The sequence below is a fragment of the Stenotrophomonas sp. 610A2 genome (assembly GCF_030549615.1).
GTDB lineage: Bacteria > Pseudomonadota > Gammaproteobacteria > Xanthomonadales > Xanthomonadaceae > Stenotrophomonas > Stenotrophomonas pigmentata.
This window is the reverse complement of the sequence record NZ_CP130832.1, coordinates 1,821,824-1,843,245: the sequence shown is the minus strand read 5'-3', so window position 1 is coordinate 1,843,245 and position 21,422 is coordinate 1,821,824. Positions and strand designations below refer to the sequence as shown.

Genomic DNA, 21,422 nt, shown 5'->3' with positions numbered 1-21,422 from the left:
CGGGAGGGAGCAGATGCAGGACCAGCCTCCTCCCTTGCGCGCAGCGCAGGGGAGGATTGAGGAGGGGTGCTCTTGGCGCTATCCCTGCTACCAAGCCAAAAACCTCAACGCATCAAAACAACTTCCTCAGCCGAGGTCGGATGGATCGCCACTGTCTCCTCCATCTGCCTGCGCGTCACCCCGGCCTTCAGCGCCACCGCAAAGCCCTGCAGGATCTCATCCGCGCCTTCACCCAGCAGATGGATACCAACCACCTTCTCGTCCTCGCCAGCGCAGACCATCTTGAACAGGCTGCGCACTTCGCCCTGTCCCAGTGCCTGCAGCATCGGCCGGAACCGGCTGTAAAACGTGCTCACCTTGCTGAAACGCTTGCTCGCTTCTTCTTCGCTCAAGCCAACGCTACCCAGCGGCGGATGCGCGAACACCACGCTGGGAACATTTTCGTAATCGAGCCTGGCCTCCGGTTGCCCGCCCAACACGCGGTCCATCAGCCTGCGTGCCGCCGCAATCGCGACCGGCGTCAAGGTCACCCGGCCAGTCACGTCGCCGACCGCGTAAATGCCCGGAACCGAGGTGTTCTGGTGATCGTCCACCTCGACCTGCCCTTTCTCGCCCAGCTTCACGCCGGCCTGCTCCAAACCCAGTCCGCGTGTATTCGGGCCGCGTCCGGTGGCGAACAGCACGGTGTCGAACAACGCCTGTTCGGGCCCATTATCGAGCTGCGCGCGGATCTGCTTCTGCTGCCGCTGCAGCGCTTCCACCTTGCAACCGAAGTGCAGCTCGACGCCCTGCAGGCGCAGGTTCTCCGCCAGCTGGTCCGAGACTTCCGCATCGAATCTGTCCAGCAGGCGCTGGCCGCGCACCAGCAAGGCAACCTCGCTGCCCAAGGCACGCAGTACACCGGCAAGTTCCACCGCGATGTAGCCACCACCAATCAGCGCTACCCGGTCGGGCCGCGCCTGCAATGCAAAGAAGTCATCCGAGACGCCGCCCAGCTCCGCGCCCGGCAGTTCTGGCTTGAGCGGATGCGCACCAGTCGCGATGACGATGTGCTCGGCGCGGAATTGCGTCCCGTCCTCGCACTGCACCGTGTGCACATCAATCAGGTGGCCACGGCTGCTGATGCGCACAACACCGGTCTCGTCCAGCCGCTTCTGGTAGCTGGCGTGGATATTCGAGATGTAGAGCTTGCGCCGCTCCAGCAACGTTGGCCAGGCCAGCGCCGGCTCCGCCGGCACGTCGAAACCCATCCGCCGCGCCAGACCAATGCGCTCGGCCAGGTCCGCCGCCAACCACATCGCCTTCTTCGGCACGCAGCCTACGTTGACGCAGGTGCCACCGAGCGGCGCGGGTTCCAGCATCGCCACCTTGGCGCCATACGATGCGGCGCGGAACGCAGCGGCCAAGCCACCCGAGCCACCGCCCAGCACCACCACGTCATAGTTGCGTGCACTCATTGAAAGCACTCCGCGCGAAAGGACGCAGAGGCGATGGCAAGCGCCTGCCCTGTGATCAAATCAGTCATAAATTGCCAGCTCCCACTGCTCATGCTTATGCCGAGCATGCCATGACCGGCCGCTAGCCATCTGTGAGCATGGCGCCACCTCGCCCCTGACCACCGGGCATATCGATCAATCAGCCCGCTGGCGTAGCCTGATCAGCGTCGCAGAGGCGGCAATTGCAGGTAAGTGCACGCACGCCACAGCCATTCCACCGGCCCGAACTGGAAGCGGCGCAACCAGGCATGGCTGATCACCACCTGCAATGCGAACAGGCCGCTGGCAAACACCAGCTGCCACGCCCGCCCCATCTGTTCGAACCAGCCAAGACCATAACCATAGAACACCAGGGTGCAGACCAGCGATTGCCCGAGGTAATTGCTCAAGGCCATGCGCCCAGCCGGTGCCAGCCAGTGCAGGTAGCGGCTCCAGCGCACTCCCCAAGCCAGATAACCCAGACACATCAGCAGGCCCGCGACCGCCGTCAACGCGTAGGCCGCGGCGCCGCGCATATCGAAGCGTCCTGGCGGGGTGTAAGACTGCAGATAAACGCTGCAGAGCATCACCGCGATGCCCAGCGGCAGCAGCAACCAGCGCAGTGCAGCCCACAGACGCGGATAGTGCGCGGGTTCGGCGATGGCACCGCTGCGTGCGAACCAGGCGCCGATCAGGAACATGCCCAGCACCTGCGGCCCCACAACCGGCAAGGCACCGAGCGAAGCAGCGACGTCACGCAGACGCTGCGCGAGGGCCTGCAGGTAACTTCCGTGCCCGTATGCCTGCCGCTGCGCTTCGATTGCACTTGCTGCGGCAGAGGCCTGCGCGCTTGCTGCATCGGCCGGGGCGAACTGCATCAGTGCGCCCAGCAACAGCATCAATGCCGCCGCGCCCAGATAGGCCACCGCCCCAAGCGCCGGCAGCCAGCTGCGCGGGGCCTCACGGAAGGCCAGCAATACGAACGACAACAACGCGTACGCAACCATGATGTCGCCTGACCACAGCAGCACCGCATGTAGCATGCCAATGATCAACAAGCCCAGGCTGCGGCGCAGATAGAAGCGGGTGAAGTCGCGTCCGGCGATGCTTGCCCGTTGCGCCATCACCGCGAAGCCGGCACCAAACAGCAGCGAGAACAGCGTGAAGAATTTGCCTTGCACGAAGACGTAGACAAAGGCATCGGCCCAGTAGTCCCAGCCCTGCCAATGCGGATCGATGCCGGTGAACGACATATCCAAAGGCCCGCTGAAGGCCTCCATGTTCATCAGCAGGATGCCGAACAAGGCAAAGCCGCGCAGTACATCCAGAGTCGCGATGCGCTCATTGGCCGCCACGGGCTGAAAAGCAGAAGAGGACAACGGCAAGATCCTTCAGCAACAGGAGCGCGATTAGAGCACGCCAGATCAATGTAATGCCGGGCCATGCCCGGCAGGGGCTTTACCGGAGTCACCTGTAGTGCCGAGCCATGCTCGGCAGGAGCTTTACCGGCAATGCCAAACAGCTGCCCTCACCCCAACCCCCGCTCCGCGCCCCGGCCCTTGCGCTGACGCAAGGGCGCTCGAGAAACCGCGAACCGCTGGTTCGCAGGCGGTCTCTCTCCCCTCGCAAGCGGGAGAGGGGCTTTAAGCAAAAGCGAGGACCGTAATGCCGAGCATGGCTCGGCACTACATACCACCCGCCCCGCAACGCAGAACGGCCCGCGTTGGCGGGCCGTTCCGGTGCTGCATTGCCTGTCGGCAACCGCTTAGTGCTGGTGACCGCCGTCGCCGTGGACGTGGCCGTGCTGCACTTCTTCTTCGCTGGCTTCACGCACTTCGATGATTTCAACGTCGAAATGCAGGTCCTTGCCGGCCATCGGGTGGTTCAGGTCGACGTCGACCACGGTCATGCCGACCTTCTCGACGGTGACCGCGCGCGGGCCGAAGTTGGTCTGCAGGATCACCTGGGTGCCCGGGATCAGCGGGGTCTTGCCGAAATGCTTCTTCGGCACGCGCTGGGTCATGCCCTCGCGGCGCTCGCCGTAAGCATCGGCCGAGGTCACGTCGACGCCGAAGCTTTCGCCAGCTTCCTTGTCCATCATCGCCGCTTCCAGACCCGGGATGATGTTGCCGTGGCCGATCAGGATGGCCAACGGATCACGGTCCTTGGAGCTTTCGATCGGCTCCTGGCCAACTTCGGAGACGGTGTAGTGGAAACGGACGACGCGGTCTTTTTCGATCTTCATGCGCAACTCTGATAAATGGCTGCCCGCTGGCAGACGTTGGGACGGCTTGTCGGCCGCCGGGGACGCCGCCATGATGACGGCCTTCTAAGGTGGCGCATTATCCGGGCTCCATGCACATCACGCCAGTTTTCCGCATCCGTTCGTGGCGCCTGCCGGCCACTTTGCTGACCCTCGCCTTGCTGACCGCCTGCGGGCACAACCCGCCCAAGCGCGGCCCGGCGCCCGATCCCGGCCGCAATTATTCGCCGATTGCCCCCGCAGACCCCGCTGCCGCCGCATCGGTGCTGATGCGCGCGTTGGGACTGGTCGGCACACCGTACCGCTACGGCGGCAATACACCGGAGTCCGGCTTCGACTGCAGCGGCCTGGTCACCTATGTCTACCGGGACATGCTGGCGCTGAGCCTGCCGCGCACTTCGCGCGAGCTGGCCGCCATCCAGGGACCGAAGATCGCGCCCGACCGACTGACCGCCGGTGACCTGGTCTTTTTCGGCAACAAGGGCAACGTCTTCCACGTTGGCATTTATGTAGGTGAAGGCCGCTTTGTGCACGCTCCCAGCACCGGCGGAACCGTGCGCCTTGACCACCTCGATGGGGCCTATTGGCGCGATCATTACACCGGCGCGAAGCGGGTATTACGGTAAAACGAGACATTCCTCGCGAAAAATAACGGTTATTTAACGAAATTTGTACCTATCCACACGTTTCACAGGGCATGATCGCCCATCGACTTTTTCAAGTGACTGCCGCGTGACGACTGACAACACGTCCCATCCGAGCCAGCCAAAGATTTCATCGCTCAACTTCCGCCGCCTGATCTGCGCCGCGGCACTGGCTCTGGCCAGCCTGCCGGCCCTCGCTCAGAGCGCTGATACCGCCCCGGCAGCCAAGCCGGCTGCGGCCAAGACCGAAGCACCGCGCAGCAAGGCTGACAGCGCTGCCACCGCCACACTCGCCGCGCTGCTGCCGCATCTGGCCGCCAGCGACACCATTCCGCTGATGGACCGCTCGGCGATGTTTGCCGGCGATCTCAGCCGCCTGATTTCCGCCTACGACGCCTCCAAGGGCGTCTCCGCTGCCACCGAGGCAGCGCTGGCCAACGATTCCGATGGCAAGGTGCAGTCCATCCTGCGCCGCGCCATGACCCTGCTGGGCACCCCGTACCGCTGGGGCGGCACCTCGCCGGACGCCGGCTTTGATTGCAGCGGGCTGGTTGGTTACGTGTTCCGTACCGCCCTGGGTGTCGAGCTGCCGCGCGTGTCGCGCGAAATGGCCAGCCAGGCCAATGCCGAACTGATCAATGACCGCGCCTCCTTGGCCGCCGGCGACCTGGTGTTTTTCGGCCGCAGGGGCCGCGTCGATCACGTCGGCATCTATGTCGGTGAAGGTCGCTTCCTGCATGCTCCGAGCACCGGCAAGGACGTCCGTACCGATACCCTGCTCACCGGCTACTGGGGTGACAAGTTCATGCAGGCACGTCGCGTGGCGCTGTAAGCGCCCCGCCGGCAACTTCCTGTCAAGCCGCGGCCTCCGGGTCGCGGCTTTTTTATTGGTCGATGCCAATGCCATTTTCGTAACTTTTCCTGCACAAAAGTTAATACGAACCACCCGGCAACTGCCCGCAACAAAGTGCCAAATACGATTGCGCATGCGTGAATCAGGGGTATATCGTTGCCGCGAATGGAGCAGCGACCAGGCATGGCGGAAGCACAAATGTCAAGTACACGTTGTGTGATCTGGTTTGGAAATCCGGGGGCAAGAGAGAAAGTGATGCTGGCTGCAGATGGCTGGCAGGTGCGGACGGTACTGCCCCAACAACCCGCCGACATAGGCATGCGCGGCGGCGACACGGTGGTTGGCTTGATCGATTTCCGCACCAGTTCGGACAGCGAGCTGGAGCGTATCGGTGAGCTGACCGCCGCGCATCAGCACATGCCGCTGTTTGCCATCACCGCCGCCGACGGTGCCGAAACCCCATCCCACCATCCGCTGCTGGCCGCGTGCCGCCAACAATTTCCACACCCGCCGGACTTCAAGGAACTGCTGCGCGGCCTGCACGGCCTCACCAGTGAAGTGCCGCGGCCAGCCAGCGACGATGCGCTGGACACCCTGCTCGGCGAGAGCGAGGTAATGCTGGTCATGCGCGCAACACTGCGCAAGTACGCGCCGGTGGATCTGCCCGTACTGATCACCGGCGAAACCGGCACCGGCAAAGAAGTCGCAGCGCATGCACTGCATCGATTGTCTGCGCGCAGCGGCAAACCCTTCCAAGCCATCAATTGCGGTGCCATTCCATCCACCTTGATCCAATCCGAACTGTTCGGCCATGAGCGCGGCGCCTTCACCGGCGCCACCAGCCGTCGCCAGGGTTTATTCGAGACCGCGCACAACGGCAGCGTATTCCTCGATGAAATCGGCGACCTGCCACTGGATGCGCAGACCAGTCTGTTGCGGGTGTTGCAGGAAGGCACGATCGAACGGGTAGGCAGCAACCAGCCGGTGGCGATCGATGTGCGCATCCTTGCCGCAACCCACGTCGATCTGGAGCGCGCGGTGGAAGAAGGCCGCTTCCGCCGCGACCTCTATTACCGCCTCAATGTATTGCGCCTGGCCATGCCACCGCTGCGCAAGCGCGACGGCGACATTGAACTGCTGTCACGGCAGTTCCTGCGCAACTTCCGCATGCGCCACCCAATCCGCGCACGCGGCTACACCACCGAAGCGCGCCAGGCCATGGATCGCTTCCCTTGGCCGGGCAATGTCCGCGAACTACTCAATCGCGTACAGCGCGCGGCCATTACCGCCGAAGGCGAACTGATCAGCAGCGCCGACCTCGAACTCAACCAGGCCTCGGACGGTGCGCAACTGAGCAAGGCGCGCAGCCACGCCGAACGCGAAACCCTGCTGTCCTGCCTGCAACAAAGCCAATACAACATCAGCGCCTGCGCGCGCCTGATGAAGGTCTCGCGGGTCACCATCTACCGCATGTGCCGCAAGCACCGCCTGGAGCTGGAAGCGCTGCGTTGATTGCGCAACGCAGCGCTGATTACGCGTTCCAAAGACCAGGCCCGCATCCTCACAGCATGTAAGGCACCTTGAAGGCCAGGCTGAAGTCCGGTGCATCCGGGGTCAAGCCAATACCCAGCATGCTGACGAAGGTGGCCTTGGAGGTCAGCGCATAGGTCACACCCAGATTGAGCGTGCCTGCGTTGCCATCACTGCCAATGACCTTCATCCACTTGCCATTCTTGTAACGGGTGGAGGCGCGGGCACTCATGCGGTCACTGAAGGAAATGCTCAGGCTGGTCCGTTCGTTGAAGGCGAACGCGATGCCTGCACCGAAGTAATACGAATCACCCAACACCACTTCGCCCGGGTTGATCGTGTCCGGATTGGCATCGATGTCGTCGAAGCTGCGCTTGAACGAACGTACGTAACCGATGTTGCCGAACAGGATCGCCGGGTCCGCACTCTTGACCATCGACAAGCCGATGTTGGCCTGCCACAGACCATTGCCGGTGGGCTGCTTGGCCGGCACTGCGAAACGAATGAAGTCATCGTCGTCGCGCTCGATCACCTTCCAATCCAGCCCGTAAGGCTCGCGTCCGGTCGGAGCGGTGACCGCGCCGGTCAACACCGTCTCCGGGCGCCAGCCGCGTTCGCCGAACAACTTGTAGTTGGCGCTGACAGTCACATCACCGATGCCGGTGCCATGGGTTTCTTCCTGCGCGATCGCCGCCGCCGAACCACCTGCACCGCCCTTCTGGTAAATGGTCTTGCGAGCGATGTAAGGCACATCAAGATTCAAGGTTAGGCTCGGACTGACGCCCCAACGCGCGGCAAAGTTGTAGGTCAGCGAATCGGACTCGACGTTCTCGATGGCGATATTGCCCAGGAAGATCGCGTCCAACGCCAGGAAGCCATTGAGGGTGAGCTGCTTCCGGTCGTAGCGTGCATAGGTGATGCTGTTTTCCAGGGTCAGGCGCTGATTGAACAGGGCCGACTGCTGCTGTTTGACGTCATCAACGCTGCGCCGCGCCGCTTCCTTGGCCTCCTTTGCCTCGGCTGCGCTGCTCGCATAACCTTCGCCTGCGGGCGGCGTGGCCGCGGCCGCTGCTGCCGGCGCCGCCGGTGCGCTGGTTACCGCTGCTGTTGGTGGTTGCGCAGCAGGCAGCTGCGCGGTCTTGCCGCTCACCCGCGCCTGGATCGCCTGCACCTGCATGTCCAACTCGCGCAAGCGCCTCACTTCCTGTGCATAGCTGGCCTTGAGCGCCTCCAGCTGCGCGACCAGTGCCCTTACATCCGCCTCATCGGTACTGCCGGTTGTCGCCTCCTGTGCCAACACCTTGGGTGAAGCAACAGTCAGACTCACCAGCGCCGCCATCGCCAGTCGTTTCATTGATGCATTCCTCTGCCGTTGTACTCGCCAAAGCCCGTACCACGCACGGGCTCACTGTCCGCCTACCCCGCCAATCCCCCGATTGAGCGTGATGGCCTGTGCCACGTTCTGCGCCAGCGGCAGATTCCCCCCCAGTGATTGCCGCACCAGGTCTATCTGCAACCGGTTGTTCACCACCTGGCCATCGCTGGTCAGCTGGATGCTTTGGCCAACACTGCCGCTGCGCAGCCACTGCTGCACAGCGCCCTGGCCTTCGATGCTCAATTGCAGCCGCGCTGCGTTGCCGTCAAAACTGGCTACCGCGCTGGCGCCAGCGGACTGTGCCGTGGCATTGCCTGCGACCGTTCCTGCACCAGTCGGCACCACACCGTCATTGCGTACATTCAGATGCATGACGTTGCTGGCGCGGTTGCCATCACCCGCAACTTGCACGCTCTGGGTTACGCCAGAGACATTGTTCAAACCACTGCCATCAATGCTGCGGCCGGCCACATCGGGCAGCGGCGCATTGGCATCGGTGATGTTGACGCTGGGTGTGAAACTCACCTTCGGCGTGCTGCCCTTGGTGAAATCCATGCCCAGCGCCATCGTGCCCTGCAGATTCTGGCCAGTGGACGTCTGCCAGGTTGAGACCATGGTTACCCCGAACCAGGCAACCGCATTGCCACCAACCGTGTAACGGCCGCGCATCAGGTTGAGTTCCGGGTCGGGTATTTCATGCAGGCCCTTGCCGGGCTTGCTCTGGCTCTCCTCGCCATGGGCTGGCAGCGCGGCAGTCAGCGCCAGGGCCAGCAGGGCGAACTTGATCATGTTCATCACAAGACTCCTTCAGAACAGGTCGGCATGGGTAAACCCGAAATCGACCAACTCCGCATCGGTAATGGGGCCGCGCCCTTGCCGTGCATACAGCGCGCGCGCACTCGGCTTTTCGGCGGGTTGCAACAGCACCGTATTGCGGTCGAAGTCGCTGCCTATCACCACGAACACCGCCCGCGAGGGCCATGACTGCAGGAACTCGGCCATCGGCACCACGCGGTTGCCCAGGATGGGATCAGCAACCTCGGCCATGCCATCACGCACCTGCTTGAGCACGACGAAGTGGCGGAAGCCACGTACATCCATCAACACCAGGCCCGGCACGCGCAGGTTTGCCAGCCGGTCCTCATCAATCCGGTAGCCACGCCCACGCATGCCCAGCGATTCCACGTAACGCTTGATATCCAGCAACGAGAAACCGCGTTGCTTGACCAACTCCGGGTCGGACACCCCCATCATTCCCTCGATCACCGTCGCCTCATCGGTGTTCAGGTGGTAGGCATGCTTCAGAATGGTGGCCAAGGCCGCGGCACCACAGCTGTAATCGGTCTGTTGCCGCACCAGGTTGCGGAAGCGCCGCTCTTTCATGCTCTCGATGTTGCCGCTGTACAACGCCCCATTGGGCAGCACGCCGTTGAATGCCACCTCGCCGGCATGCAGCAGGCCGGGGGACAAGGACAACGCACAGATCAGCAGCAGGCAACGGAACATAAGCACAGCGCCTCCATGGAATGGGAAGGTGGGAGCCCCCTCCCGGGGGAGAGGAATGGGGGCTCCCGGAACCCGGTCATTGGCGGATGGCCGGGCTTGTTACGCGACGCCGTTGCGTCATCCAGCCGGATGACGCTTCCGGTTATCAACCACCCGGCGGGTTGGACGGCGGAGTACCACCGGTGGAGGGCTGTGCAACCGCCAGCGCGAGGCTGTTGGCCTGCTGGTTGCCGCTGCCGGAGGACACGTTCACACCGATGTTGCCCGACGCACCAGAGAAGGCGCTGCCCGAGAGACCGGCGGTATTGGTCGCATCAACAGCGATCCAATCGATGTCGATCACCGTGCCGCTCAAGCTGGCAGTGAGGTCGGCGGTGCCCATCTCGGAGAAGCTCGAAGTACCCTTCTCGTCGGTATCCCATGCCATGCCACCCACTCCCGGACGGTTCGGGTTGGCGACGGCGCCCTGGGTCTCGAAGTCCCAATCAGAGTGACCAGTCTGGTCGCCGGCCGGGTGCCTGTCGCCTTCCCAGTTATCCGGATAGAAGTTGGTCTTCTGGTAGGAATTGCCGGTGCCGGTATAGGAACCGGTGCCGGTGCCACGGGTGGTGCCGGTGACCTTGCCACTCATGCTGAGCGAATAGCTGTTCACGAGGTAGTCGTAATAGCCATCGTTGCTGACTTCATTGCCCGAGGACACCTGGTTCGAGCTGATGCTCGAGGTGGCATAGGCACTGGTGGCGACCGAGGCAGCCAGAGCGTTCTTCTGCTCGTTGTTGTTGCCCGAGGTCACGTTCACACCGATGTTGCCGCTGGCACCGGAGAAGGCATTGCCGCCCACGCCTGCGGTGTTGGTCACACCGTAGTTCATCGTGGTGTTGTTCATGCCACTCTGGTTCACGAACACTTCCGCGTCAGCCATGCCGAAGCTGAAGGATGCATCCGCTGCCGACAGTGCAGCCGCATTGTCCTGGGCGTTGTTGTCACCGGCGGCGACGTTGAAGCCCAGGTTGCCCGAAGCATCGGAACCGACATCATCGGCAATCGAGGCATCGTTGCTCAGCAGGCCGTTCTCGGCGTGGTTGCCGGAGATCGACTGGCGGTTGTCAATGATGGCAATCGCAGCCGAATCCAGGTCGATGTCGCCGGTGATCGTCGGGTCACCGGAGAAGCTCACATCAGAGCTCAGACGGATGTCCTTCTCGATGTTCACATCAACGCCGTGGTTGTTCTTTTCCTTACGCTCGTCGGCAGAGATGTTCGAGGTCTTCTGCACGTTCTCGGTGACATCGTTGGACCACGTGTTGCTGGTGTTGGTCCGGGTGTCGGTACTGCTGGTGGTCGTGGTGTTGGTGCGGGTGTCAGTGTTGTTGCGCGTATCGTTGTAGCGCAGCCTGGCAGCGGCATCCAACTTCAGATCGATGTCGGTATCGATCGCGGTGTTTACATCGGTGTTTACGTTGGTATTGGTGTTCGTGTTGGTGTTGGTGTTGGTATTCGTCCGCGTCTCATTCACGTTGTGCTGGTGATTGATGTTCGCGCTCGCGTTCTGATCGTCCGCCGCATTGGCTGCCGCACTCATGGTGAATGCGGTAACCGCCATGGCGAGTACTGTCCATTTATTCGCTTTCATGGTGCCCTCTTCAGGTTTTCTGATGCATCGGGTGGATGAAGCCATGCTCACGGGGTGCTTTGCACGGAGATGCTGAATCTGTTCTCCGTTGCGTTGCCTGATCCCGCGATCTGATTGAGTTGCAGCACACCGTCAAATCCGCGCAATGCGGATGCCTCCACACCTACCCGTCGGGTAGTGCGCGGGTCGGTGGCGATGGACTGCCCCCCTGCCGACGCGAGTACTTCGGATGAAGCCATGGCCTCATCACTTGCCTCGCGTATGCCCTGTGCGGCCAGCGTTGCATTGACGGAATTCAACTCCGCATTGCCACCGCCGCTGGCCTGATTGATTGATGCGATGCCACTGGCTCCAGCCAGCGCATTGCCGCCGATGACCGCTGAAGCCTGCATCGGTGAATTGAAAAGATTGGCTTGCCGCTGCTGCAGGCTGCGCACGCTTGCCGATGCCTGCGCACCGTTGGCCATGCTGTGCAGGTTGGCCTGCAGGTTGAGATCACCCGCGGCCTGGTTGATCTTGATCGAGCCGTCGCTGCCGGCCAAGGCATTGCCGTCGATGCGGCTGTCTGCGGACAGATAGGACAACATCCCCGAGTAGCTGTCGCCACGCGCTTGCGCCTGCGCTGTGCCTGCCAGCAACAGCACCAGCAGCGTGACCGACAGACGGGCCGCGGAGGTGTTCACTTGCCACCCTGCCCGGCCGGCTGGCCCAGCGGGAACTGTGCCAAGGCGCCACGTACCTGATCGCCGATACCGCGCGTGGCACCGCCCACGGCGCCCATCGGCCCGCCGATCGCACGCGTCATCTGGTTGCCGGACAACATGCCGTCGCCACCGGTGACCCGACCCAAGGTGCCGCCGACCACACCCGTGGTCACGCGCTCCACCGTGGTCTGCCCGTGACCGTTTGCCAGCCCATCGGCCATGCCCGATCCCATGGCGGCGTAGTCGTCATCGCTGAGTTCGCTCATGCCACCTGCGCCCAACGCCGAGCCGAGTTCCCTGCGTGGCGACGGATCGGCAATCAAGGCCATGCCGGGCGGGGCGGGGCGGTAGGCAGGCCGTGCGGAAACATCACGCAGAAGCACGATTTCGCCCGGTTGCGGCTTTACGCCTTGCCGTGCGCCAGAGGCCAAGGCTGACTCGGCTACGGCAGTGCCGATCAGCAAGACACCGATCAGGGCGGCATAACGATGTAGGGTCCTGCTGTCCATTGCGTCGTCCACTCGTACCAACGCGAGTGAGAGAGCAGCAACCGTGCCAAAGCCCGTTTTCTTTTAAAAACAGTTAGTTGAGTTATGCAAGCAGCGTTACAGGTGTATCCCTGTCACAGCCGTGCAGATATCCGGACCAGCGTATGGTGCGGCCGTGGATTGGCCGCGAATCAAGCGTGGCGTGGTTTTCACGCAGGTGTATCAGCGCTGTTACAGACAGTTGTTACACCTGCTACAACGCAACCGGCATTTGCCCTTGTAGGAGCGGCGTAAGCCGCGAAGCTGGAATTGCTGAGGCCCCTGGCAGCTCTGCAATCTGCTGATGCACCGGCTTCGCGGCTTACGCCGCTCCCACAGAAGCAAAAAAATCCGATGCCAGCTGCCTGGCATCGGATTCGGGGTGATCCACTTACTTGAACGCTCAGCGCCTTGAATGATGCGACGCAGCCGTGCTGATGCTCACTCCAGATGGCGTCCATTGGCGCCAGCGCCCATCGCAGGCGTGCCCGCCGCGTCGTAGACCTGCTGGTCGAGCAGGCCGGTTTCCTTGGCCACGATCACCGGCACCACCATCTGCCCGGTGACGTTGGTCATGGTACGCATCATGTCGAGGATGCGATCAATGGCGTACAGGTAACCGATCGCCTCCAGCGGCAGATTGGCCGCGCTCAGCACCACCGTCGCCATCACCACCGCCGTACCCGGCACACCTGCGGTGCCGAAGCTGCCCAGCACCGATGCGATCAGCACGATCACGTATTGCTCCGGGGTCAGTGGCACACCTGTGTATTGGGCAATGAACACCGCACACAAGGCCGGGTAGATCGCGCCGCAGCCGTCCATCTTGATGCTGGCACCCAGCGGCACCGCGAACGATGCGTAATCCTTGTTGACGCCGAGGTTGTCGCTGATCGAACGCATCGCCACCGGCATCGCCGCGAAACTCGACGAAGCCACGAACGCCACCTGCATGCCCGGCGCCGCGCCACGGAAGAACTTCCACGGGTTCAGCCCATGCGCAAGCAGCAGGCCGCTGTAGACGATGACGATATGCAGCGCGCAGGCCACGTACAGCGCCAGCACGAAGTTGCCCAGCGGCAGCAGCTTCTCGAAACCATAGCTGCCGACCAGCCCGGCGATCAGGCCGAAGGTACCCAACGGTGTCATCTCCAGCACGAAGCGGGTCACCTGGATCATGATCTCGCTCATCTGGCCGACCAGCTTGCGCGCCTCGTTGACCTTCTCGCCCAGCTTGACCATCGCAAAGCCAAGCAGGCCGGCGAAGAAGATCACCGGCAGGATCGAGCCACGCCCGGCCGCCAGCACCTGTTCACCAGCCGCATTGGCCTTGGTGCCGATACCGGCCAGCGCATAGAACACATTGGACGGCACCACATCCATCAGCACCTTGGCGATCGAGGGCACGTCACGCGGGGTGTAGGCCGTATCCACCGCCAGCTTCAGGCCACCGGTACCGGGCTGCATCACCGTGCCGACCAGCAGACCGATGCCCACCGCAAACGCAGCGGTAATGACGAACCACAGGAAGGTCCGGCCACTGAGCGCAGCCACCGACTTTTGCCCGTGCAGCGAACCAATGGCGTTGATCACCGCGAAGAACACCAGCGGCACCGCGATCATCTTGATCAAGGTGACGTAGAGCTCACCCAACGGGCCAAAAAAGGTTTCGGCCGCCGGTCCCAGCGCCCAGCCGGCCAGCGCACCCAGCACAAAGCCGCCGACCACCCGCTGCCAGAAGGGGATCCGCAGCCAGGCAGAAACCACATTCATATCGTCAATCCGGGATAAAAATCGAAGGCAGTCACCATAGCGCAAGCCCTGCGCCAGCACGATGCCCTCACAGAAAAGCTGCGTGTCATATGCATGCCTTCCACGCTTGACCATAATGGCGGTCTGTATTCATCCAGCGGTAACAACCCCGATGCGCAAAGCCAGTTTCCTGTCCGCCGCCCTGTCCACCCTGCTGCTTGGCGCCTGCGCCAGCACCGGCCCACAGTCCGGCCCGGCCAACGCAGTCAGCGTTGACGTCCCCCAGATCACCCGTCCGGACGGGGAAACCCCGCAGTGGTGGTACCGCGACGGTGCTGCCCGCGCCGCCGGCAACGGCGCCATGGCTGGCAAGGCCAAGAACGTCATCCTGTTCCTGGGCGATGGCATGAGCCTGACCACCGTGGCCGCCGCGCGCATCCTCGAAGGCCAGCGCAAGGGCCAGCCAGGTGAAGAGAACCTGCTGTCCTGGGAACGCTTCCCGGCCACTGCGTTCAGCAAGACTTACAACACCGACTCGCAGACCCCCGACTCGGCCGGCACCATGACTGCGATCACCACCGGCGTGAAGAGCCACATGGGCGCCATCGGCGTCAGCGCCGGCAGCCGCAACAACTGCGCCGACAGCCTGCCCAAGGGCCTGCTGACTTGGCTGCAGCTGGCCGACAGCGCCGGCATGGCCACCGGCATCGTCTCCACTGCGCGCCTGACCCACGCCACCCCGGCAGCAACCTATGCGCACTCGCCCGAGCGCAACTGGGAGAACGACACCGACCTGCCAGAAGCAGCCAAGGCAGCGGGTTGCGTGGACATCGCCCAGCAGCTGATCTCCACCTCGCGTTACGGCCAAGGCCCGTTGGTCGCGCTGGGTGGCGGTCGTGGCCAGTTCACCACCATCAATGAGCAGGATCCGGAATACGCCGACAAGGTCGGCCTGCGCCTGGACGGCCGCAACCTGGTCGCCGAATGGCAGGCCAAGCATCCGCAGGGCGCCTACGTGTGGAATGCAGACCAACTCAAGGCTGCCGCCAACGCGCCAGCCCTGCTCGGCCTGTTCGAACCGGATCACATGCAGTACGAGCAGGACCGCCCCAAGGACCGTGCCGGTGAGCCCTCACTGGCCGAACTGACCCGCGCCGCCATCGCCAACCTGTCCAAGCACCAGGAAGGCTTCGTGCTGATGGTCGAAGGCGCCCGCATCGACCACGCCAACCACAGCGGCAACGCGGCCCGTGCATTGGGCGACACCATCGCCATGTCCGATGCGGTCAAGGCTGCGGTGGACGCCACCTCGGCCGAAGACACCTTGATCATCGTCACCGCCGACCACTCGCACACCCTGAATTTCGTCGGTTACCCGGCACGCGGCAACGCCATCCTCGGCAAGGTCAAGGACAAGGGCGGCGAAGACGGCATGGGCGCACTGGACCTGGCCCGCGATGGCATGGGCATGCCCTATACCACCCTGAGCTATGCCAACGGCCCGGGCTATACCGGCGCCAGCAACCAGCAGCCGGCCGGCCCGAAGCGCTTCCCGCATTCGCCGAGCAGCTTCGAGACCGCCAACGGCCGCCCCGACCTGACCCACGTCGACACCGAGCACCCGGACTACATGCAGGAAGCGCTGGTGCCGTCCAAGAGCGAATCGCACGGCGGCGAAGACGTCGGCATCTGGGCACGCGGCCCGGGCAGCAAGGCCGTCCGCGGCACGATGGAACAGAACACCATCTACCACCTGATCGTGCAGTCCACCCCGCGCCTGCGTGAACGTCTGTGCGCACTGGGCACCTGCGACGCGCACGGCGTACCGGTCGAGCTGCCGCAGCCGGTCAAGTTCGAGCGCAAGGCGCAGTGAGTCTGCTCCGGCAACGTGCCGGATGGCCAGTGGCAGCAATGCTGTCACTGGTCTCGCTGCCAGCGATCGCGCTGGCCGACGAGGCCTGCTACCGGATGGACACCGATGCGTTCAAGATTCTGGAAGGCTGCAAGCGGACCAGCGATGGCAGACTGATCGTCGCCGAAACGGCACTGGCGCAGCTTGAATACGATGCTGATGGGCTGACCTCGGTCATTGCCGGCAAGCAGCATTACTACCTGCGTCGCGACCGCCGCAATCTGCCGGTGATCACCTACGACAACGGCCCGGATTACTTCGAGGAAGGCCTGACCCGTTCCATGGTCGATGGCCAGATCGGCTACTACGACCGCCAACTGCAGCCTGCTTTCGCCGCCCGTTTCGATTGGGGCTGGCCATTCAAGGACGGCATTGCCGAAGTCTGCCAGGGCTGCGCGCCAGGCAAACCCGACCCCGGCGGCCACACCGCCGTCGAAGGCGGCAAGCACTACCGCATTGATCGCCAAGGCAAGATCCTGCCCTGAGCCGGGTCTTGTGAGGGGTTTGTACCGGGTAGTGCCGAGCCATGCTCGGCAGAGGCTCTACCAGCAACGTCACAGCGGAACCGCTGGTAGACCCGCAATCCGAATGCCCATCTGCTTCGCGGCTGACGCCGCTCCCACAAGACGGTGTAGCAACAATTGCAGGCTTCGCCGCCGCCGCCGATACTCGGCGCGGCCATGAACCCGCTTCCCCCTTCCCTGCTGCAGCCCGCAAACGACATCCCGGTGATGGTCGGCTTCAGCGGCGGCCTGGATTCCACCGTACTGCTGCACCTGCTGGCCAACGCACCCGGTCGCCGGCCCGGTAACCTGCGTGCACTGCACGTACACCACGGCCTGCAGGCAGTCGCCGATGACTGGCAGCAGCACTGCAGCAAGCTCTGCGCAACCTGGAACATCCCGCTGCAGCTGGTGCATGTCGAGGTTCCGCGCGATACCGGCCAAGGCCTGGAAGCGGCCGCGCGCGACGCCCGCCATGGCGCATTCAAAGCCCACCTGCACGAAGGCGAATGGCTGGCCCTGGCCCATCACCAGGACGACCAGGCCGAGACCTTCCTCTTGCGCGCTCTGCGCGGTGCAGGTGTCGATGGCCTTGGCGCAATGCAGGAGCAACGCAGCTTCGGCAGCGGCACGCTATGGCGGCCACTGCTGCAGGTGCCGCGCGCGGCATTGGAGAGCTACGCCAGCCAGCACGGCTTGCAATGGATAGAAGACCCCAGCAACGACAGCGCGGATTTCGACCGCAACTTCCTGCGCCTGCAGGTGCTGCCACTGCTGCGCCAACGCTGGCCACATGCCAGCGCCGCAATGGCACGCAGCGCCGGGCTGGCGGCACAGGCGGCGGAGCTGTTGCACGAAAACGATGCAGCCCTGCTGCGGCATTGCCTGGAACCGGACGGCGCGCTGCAGCTCGCTGCATTGAACCTGCTCGCACCCGCACAGCAATCCCGCGTACTGCGCTTGTGGGTGAACCAGCGAGGCTTGCCAGCACTTCCCGGCAACGGCGTGCTGGCAATACAGCAACAGCTGTTGGCCGCTGGCCACGACCAACAGGCTGAGTTCCGCTGGCAGCAGGCCCGCATCGTGCGCTGGCGTGAGCAGCTGCATGCCCTGCCTTTGCCCAAGCCCTGGCCCGAAGGCTGGACACACGAATGGGATGGCAGCGAACCCGCCAAGCTGCCGGATGGCGGCAAACTGGTACTGCACGGCGCCAGCGCCTTCGAGCAGCCAGTGCAACTGCGCCTGCGCCAGGGCGGCGAACGCATACAGCTACCGGGGCGCAGCCACCGCCACCAGCTCAAACACTGCCTGCAGCAGGCGGACGTGCCGCCATGGTTGCGCACACAACTGCCACTGCTGTGCGATGGCGACACCGTACTGGCGGCAGCGGACCGGGTCATTTCCGCGCCGCTGCAGGCTTGGTTGCAGGCACACGGTGCATCGCTGGAATGGCAACCGCCAGATCGGGTGAATTGACCCTTTCCTGCTGGCCGCTCACACTTGTGCCATGGCAAAAAAGTCCCCCAATGAAACCTCGCCGGTCGCCCACTTCGAGCAATCGCTCGAGGAACTCGAGCAACTGGTCGAGAAGATGGAAGCTGGCGATCTGAGTCTGGAACAGTCGCTGACCGCTTACGAACGTGGCGTCGGCCTCTACCGCCAGTGCCAGCAGGCGCTGGAGCAGGCCCAGCTGCGCGTACGTCTGGTCAGTGATCCGGCCCAGCCGGAGAAGTCCGAACCTTTTGAAAGCAGTGGCAATGAAGACTGACGCCCTGCTCACCCGCTGGTTGGAACGCACCGAAGAACAGCTGCAGGACGCCCTGCCCGACCCGGAGCTTGCCCCGCAGCGCCTGCACCAGGCCATGCGCTATGCAGCACTGGGCGGCGGCAAGCGCATGCGGCCGATGCTGGTCTATGCCGCCGGCTACCTGTTCGCCGCCGAAGAAGCGCGCCTGGATGCCGCTGCGGTAGCGGTCGAACTCATCCACGCCTATTCGCTGGTGCACGATGACCTGCCGGCGATGGACGATGATGACCTGCGCCGCGGCCGCCCGACCACCCATAAAGCCTTTGACGAGGCCACCGCGATCCTCGCCGGTGATGCCTTGCAGACCCGCGCTTTTGAAATCCTCGCCGACGCCTGGATGCCACCGGCATTGGCCTTGAACTGCATCAAGACCCTGGCAGGTGCATCCGGTGCAGCCGGCATGTGCGGCGGACAGGCGCTGGACATCGACGCCACCGGTCAGCAGCAGGCGCTGGACGAGCTCAAGCGCATGCATGCGATGAAAACCGGCGCCCTGATCCGGGCCGCCGTGCGCATGGGCGCGCTGTGTGGCGAGGCCAGTGATGCCCAGCTTGCACAGCTGGACAGCTTCGCCGACACCCTGGGCCTGGCCTTCCAGGTCCGCGACGACATCCTCGATGTCGAGGCCAGCTCCGAGCAGCTGGGCAAGACCGCCGGCAAGGACCAGGCGCAGGACAAGTCGACCTTCCCCTCCTTGCTGGGCATGGAAGGCGCCAAGGCCACACTGGCCGAGCTGGCTACCGCGATGCAGGCAGCGTTGATTCCGTTTGGCCAGCGCGCGGCAGCATTGTCTGCATTGGCGGAACTGACGGTGCGTCGCACGCATTGATCGCGTTTTGTGGGCTTTGGGGGAGCGGCGCTGGGTGGCCTCGGGCCATAAGCCGCGAAACTCACAAACCCAACCCCTCCCCGACCCTCCCCTTCGCTGCGCGAAAGGGAGGGAGCGAAAACACGACAGACAGCAAAAAGCCCGGGAATCCCGGGCTTTTTGTTTGACAACCAACGCGCTGATTACTTGATCAGGCGAATGGTCAGCGGGTAGCGATAGGTCTCGCCCTTGTTGGCGGCCAGGCCAGCAAGAATCGCGAACACCAGGCCACCGATCCATGCCACGGCATAGGTCAGGAAGCCGATCAGCACGACCATCAGGATGCCGCTGATGAAGTAAGCGCCCAGCAGCGTCAGCTGGAAGTTCAGCGCTTCCTTCGAGTTGGCGTTCAAGAAGGCCTTTTCCGGCTTGTCCTTGTTCACCAACCAAACGATCAGCGGCACGATGAAGCTGAAGAAGATGCCCGACAGGTGCACCAGCATTGCAATGCTGTTGTCATCGGAGGCGCCTGCGCTGGCCGGTGCCGGCGGCGGAGTGTTCTGGTAATCGCTCATTGTTTCCCCAAGATCCTTGTAAAGGGCTTATCCATAAAGGTAGACAGCTATAGGAAGCATCTTAACTTCCACATAAGAATAGTCCGCTGTTTACCAAGACTGCGTCAATCATTACCTGCCACGGTCATCTTGCCGACCAGGATGGAGCCGGTGGAAACATGCGAACGCCGGTCCACGTCCGTGCCCACGGCTTCGATACCGGCAAACATCTGCTTGAGGTTGCCAGCGATGGTGATGCCGTCCACCGGGTAAGCGATCTGCCCGTTCTCGACCCAGAAACCACCGGCGCCACGCGAGTAGTCGCCGGTGATGCCGTTGACGCCCTGGCCCATCAGCTCGGTCACCAGCAAACCGGTGCCCATACTCGACAGCATGGACGCACGATCACCCGCATTGGCCTTCACTTTCAGGTTGTGCACGCCACCGGCATTGGCCGTGGTCTGCAGGCCCAACTTGCGCGCCGAGTAGCTGCCCAGGATGTAACGCTGCAATACGCCGTCAGTGATCAACGCCGAGTTGCGGGTGGCTACGCCTTCACCGTCATAGGAACTGGAGCGCAGGCCACGGCGCAGTAGCGGCAGCTCATCGATGGCAAACCAGTCCGGGAACAGCTGCGTATCCACGCTGTCCAGCAGGAAGCTGGCGCGGCGATACAGGGCGCCACCGGAAACCGCACTGAGCAGGTGGCCGATCAAGGATCGCGCCATGTCCGCCGCGAACAACACCTGCACCTCACCGGTCGGCAGCGAACGCGGCTGCAGCCGGGCAACCGTGCGCTCGGCCGCGCGCAGGCCCACCGCCGCCGGATCATCGAGATCTTCGCGGGCGATGGCACTGGTGTACCAGCCATCGCGCTGCATGCCGTCGCCCTGGCCGGCGATCAGCGCGCAACCGATGGAATGGTGGCTGCTGCGGTCACGGCCGATGAAACCGTGCGAGTTGGCATACACCGACACGCTCTGCGCGGTGGAAGCCGAGGCGCCGTCGGAGTTGCTGATGCGGCTGTCGCTGTCACGGCCAGCCGATTCACAGGCCAGCGCCAGATCCAGCGCCTGCTCGGCGCTCAGCTCCCACGGGTGCCAGCTGTCCAGGTCCGGGAATTCGGTGGCCATCAGCGCCGGGTCGGCCAGGCCAGAGGCCGGATCGTCCTCGGTATGGCGGGCAATCGCGCAGGCCTGGGCCACGGTGGCCTCCAGGCTGGATTCCTGCAGGTCGGCAGTGCTGGCACTGCCCTTGCGCTGGCCGAAGTACACGGTCACCGCGATGCCGCGGTCGTGGGTAGCTTCGACGGTCTCCACCTCGCCCAGACGCACATTCACATCCAGCCCGCGGTCCTCGCTGCAGCTGACCTCGGCCTGGCTGGCGCCCATGGCGCGGGCCCGTTCCAGCAGCCGCTGGGAGATGCCGGCCAGGCGTTCCAGGCGCTGCAGGCTGTCGTCAACGGCAGGGTTATCGGTGCTAATGGCGTTCAATGCTTTATCCTTGGTGGCCAAATCCCTTCACATCTGCCCGGTCTTGCACGACTGGCGGCGGCGTGACGTGGATTTTTCGTGGA

General features: G+C 63.6%; 20 protein-coding genes. 8 read left to right on the top strand and 12 right to left on the bottom strand.

What is annotated here, in order from left to right; translation table 11 throughout:
- Nucleotides 1-104: 104 nt before the first annotated feature.
- The 3 genes from gorA to Q5Z11_RS08385 all read right to left on the bottom strand — a co-directional run bounded on the left by gorA (nt 105) and on the right by Q5Z11_RS08385 (nt 3,720).
- Nucleotides 105-1,457: a glutathione-disulfide reductase gene (gene gorA / locus Q5Z11_RS08400; protein ID WP_303749580.1), complete on the bottom strand. Its 1,353-nt coding sequence runs from the start codon at nt 1,455-1,457 to the stop codon at nt 105-107.
- A 200-nt stretch (nt 1,458-1,657) separates the two neighbouring features.
- Complete coding sequence (locus Q5Z11_RS08390) at nt 1,658-2,860, bottom strand: DUF418 domain-containing protein (protein WP_303749579.1); 1,203 nt, start codon at nt 2,858-2,860, stop codon at nt 1,658-1,660.
- A 380-nt stretch (nt 2,861-3,240) separates the two neighbouring features.
- Complete coding sequence (locus tag Q5Z11_RS08385) at nt 3,241-3,720, bottom strand: FKBP-type peptidyl-prolyl cis-trans isomerase (RefSeq protein WP_303749578.1); 480 nt, start codon at nt 3,718-3,720, stop codon at nt 3,241-3,243.
- A 110-nt stretch (nt 3,721-3,830) separates the two neighbouring features.
- Between Q5Z11_RS08385 and Q5Z11_RS08380 the strand changes: the two genes are divergently transcribed.
- The 3 genes from Q5Z11_RS08380 (at nt 3,831) to Q5Z11_RS08370 (ending at nt 6,747) form a co-directional block, all read left to right on the top strand.
- The gene (locus Q5Z11_RS08380; RefSeq protein WP_303749577.1) at nt 3,831-4,364 is read left to right on the top strand and encodes a C40 family peptidase; all 534 of its coding nucleotides are present in this window, start codon (nt 3,831-3,833) and stop codon (nt 4,362-4,364) included.
- A gap of 106 nt (nt 4,365-4,470) precedes the next feature.
- A complete protein-coding gene (locus tag Q5Z11_RS08375) occupies nt 4,471-5,214 on the top strand; it encodes a C40 family peptidase (protein ID WP_303749576.1) in 744 nt (247 codons plus the stop codon).
- A 219-nt stretch (nt 5,215-5,433) separates the two neighbouring features.
- A complete protein-coding gene (locus Q5Z11_RS08370) occupies nt 5,434-6,747 on the top strand; it encodes a sigma-54 interaction domain-containing protein (protein WP_303749575.1) in 1,314 nt (437 codons plus the stop codon).
- A 49-nt stretch (nt 6,748-6,796) separates the two neighbouring features.
- Here Q5Z11_RS08370 and Q5Z11_RS08365 read toward each other — a convergent pair whose 3' ends face one another.
- From Q5Z11_RS08365 to Q5Z11_RS08335, 7 genes are all read right to left on the bottom strand, one after another.
- A complete protein-coding gene (locus tag Q5Z11_RS08365) occupies nt 6,797-8,119 on the bottom strand; it encodes a transporter family protein (RefSeq protein WP_303749574.1) in 1,323 nt (440 codons plus the stop codon).
- A gap of 51 nt (nt 8,120-8,170) precedes the next feature.
- Complete coding sequence (locus Q5Z11_RS08360; protein WP_303749998.1) at nt 8,171-8,929, bottom strand: hypothetical protein; 759 nt, start codon at nt 8,927-8,929, stop codon at nt 8,171-8,173.
- 18 nt (nt 8,930-8,947) lie between these two features.
- The gene (locus Q5Z11_RS08355; protein ID WP_303749573.1) at nt 8,948-9,646 is read right to left on the bottom strand and encodes a C39 family peptidase; all 699 of its coding nucleotides are present in this window, start codon (nt 9,644-9,646) and stop codon (nt 8,948-8,950) included.
- Nucleotides 9,647-9,791: 145 nt separating this feature from the next.
- Nucleotides 9,792-11,279, bottom strand: a complete 1,488-nt coding sequence (locus Q5Z11_RS08350; protein ID WP_303749572.1) for an adhesin — start codon at nt 11,277-11,279, stop codon at nt 9,792-9,794.
- Between the two features lie 47 nt (nt 11,280-11,326).
- Nucleotides 11,327-11,962 (bottom strand): hypothetical protein, encoded by a 636-nt coding sequence (locus Q5Z11_RS08345; RefSeq protein ID WP_405051662.1) that lies wholly within the window; start codon nt 11,960-11,962, stop codon nt 11,327-11,329.
- Nucleotides 11,959-12,492 carry a hypothetical protein gene (locus tag Q5Z11_RS08340; RefSeq protein ID WP_303749571.1) on the bottom strand — a complete coding sequence of 178 codons (534 nt, stop codon included), beginning with the start codon at nt 12,490-12,492 and terminating at the stop codon, nt 11,959-11,961. Before Q5Z11_RS08340 ends, Q5Z11_RS08345 begins: the two co-directional genes overlap by 4 nt.
- A 459-nt stretch (nt 12,493-12,951) precedes the next feature.
- Nucleotides 12,952-14,283: a dicarboxylate/amino acid:cation symporter gene (locus Q5Z11_RS08335; RefSeq protein ID WP_303749570.1), complete on the bottom strand. Its 1,332-nt coding sequence runs from the start codon at nt 14,281-14,283 to the stop codon at nt 12,952-12,954.
- 151 nt (nt 14,284-14,434) lie between these two features.
- Here Q5Z11_RS08335 and Q5Z11_RS08330 point away from each other — a divergent pair, with 151 nt between their 5' ends.
- The 5 genes from Q5Z11_RS08330 to Q5Z11_RS08310 all read left to right on the top strand — a co-directional run bounded on the left by Q5Z11_RS08330 (nt 14,435) and on the right by Q5Z11_RS08310 (nt 19,313).
- The gene (locus Q5Z11_RS08330; protein WP_303749569.1) at nt 14,435-16,135 is read left to right on the top strand and encodes an alkaline phosphatase; all 1,701 of its coding nucleotides are present in this window, start codon (nt 14,435-14,437) and stop codon (nt 16,133-16,135) included.
- Nucleotides 16,136-16,173: 38 nt separating this feature from the next.
- A complete protein-coding gene (locus Q5Z11_RS08325) occupies nt 16,174-16,659 on the top strand; it encodes a WG repeat-containing protein (protein ID WP_303749996.1) in 486 nt (161 codons plus the stop codon).
- Between the two features lie 195 nt (nt 16,660-16,854).
- On the top strand, nt 16,855-18,153 hold the full coding sequence (gene tilS / locus Q5Z11_RS08320) for a tRNA lysidine(34) synthetase TilS (protein ID WP_303749568.1): 1,299 nt from the start codon (nt 16,855-16,857) through the stop codon (nt 18,151-18,153).
- Nucleotides 18,154-18,184: 31 nt separating this feature from the next.
- On the top strand, nt 18,185-18,445 hold the full coding sequence (locus Q5Z11_RS08315) for an exodeoxyribonuclease VII small subunit (protein WP_303749567.1): 261 nt from the start codon (nt 18,185-18,187) through the stop codon (nt 18,443-18,445).
- Entirely contained in the window at nt 18,435-19,313 is an 879-nt protein-coding gene (locus Q5Z11_RS08310) for a polyprenyl synthetase family protein (protein ID WP_303749566.1), read from the top strand. The genes Q5Z11_RS08315 and Q5Z11_RS08310 overlap by 11 nt, the downstream gene beginning before the upstream one ends.
- A gap of 182 nt (nt 19,314-19,495) precedes the next feature.
- Here the strand turns inward: Q5Z11_RS08310 and Q5Z11_RS08305 are convergent, their stop codons facing one another.
- Together Q5Z11_RS08305 and pmbA are read right to left on the bottom strand one after the other, a co-directional pair.
- Nucleotides 19,496-19,867 (bottom strand): DUF4870 domain-containing protein, encoded by a 372-nt coding sequence (locus Q5Z11_RS08305; RefSeq protein WP_303749565.1) that lies wholly within the window; start codon nt 19,865-19,867, stop codon nt 19,496-19,498.
- Nucleotides 19,868-19,971: 104 nt separating this feature from the next.
- A complete protein-coding gene (pmbA, locus tag Q5Z11_RS08300; RefSeq protein WP_303749564.1) occupies nt 19,972-21,339 on the bottom strand; it encodes a metalloprotease PmbA in 1,368 nt (455 codons plus the stop codon).
- Nucleotides 21,340-21,422 lie beyond the last annotated feature (83 nt).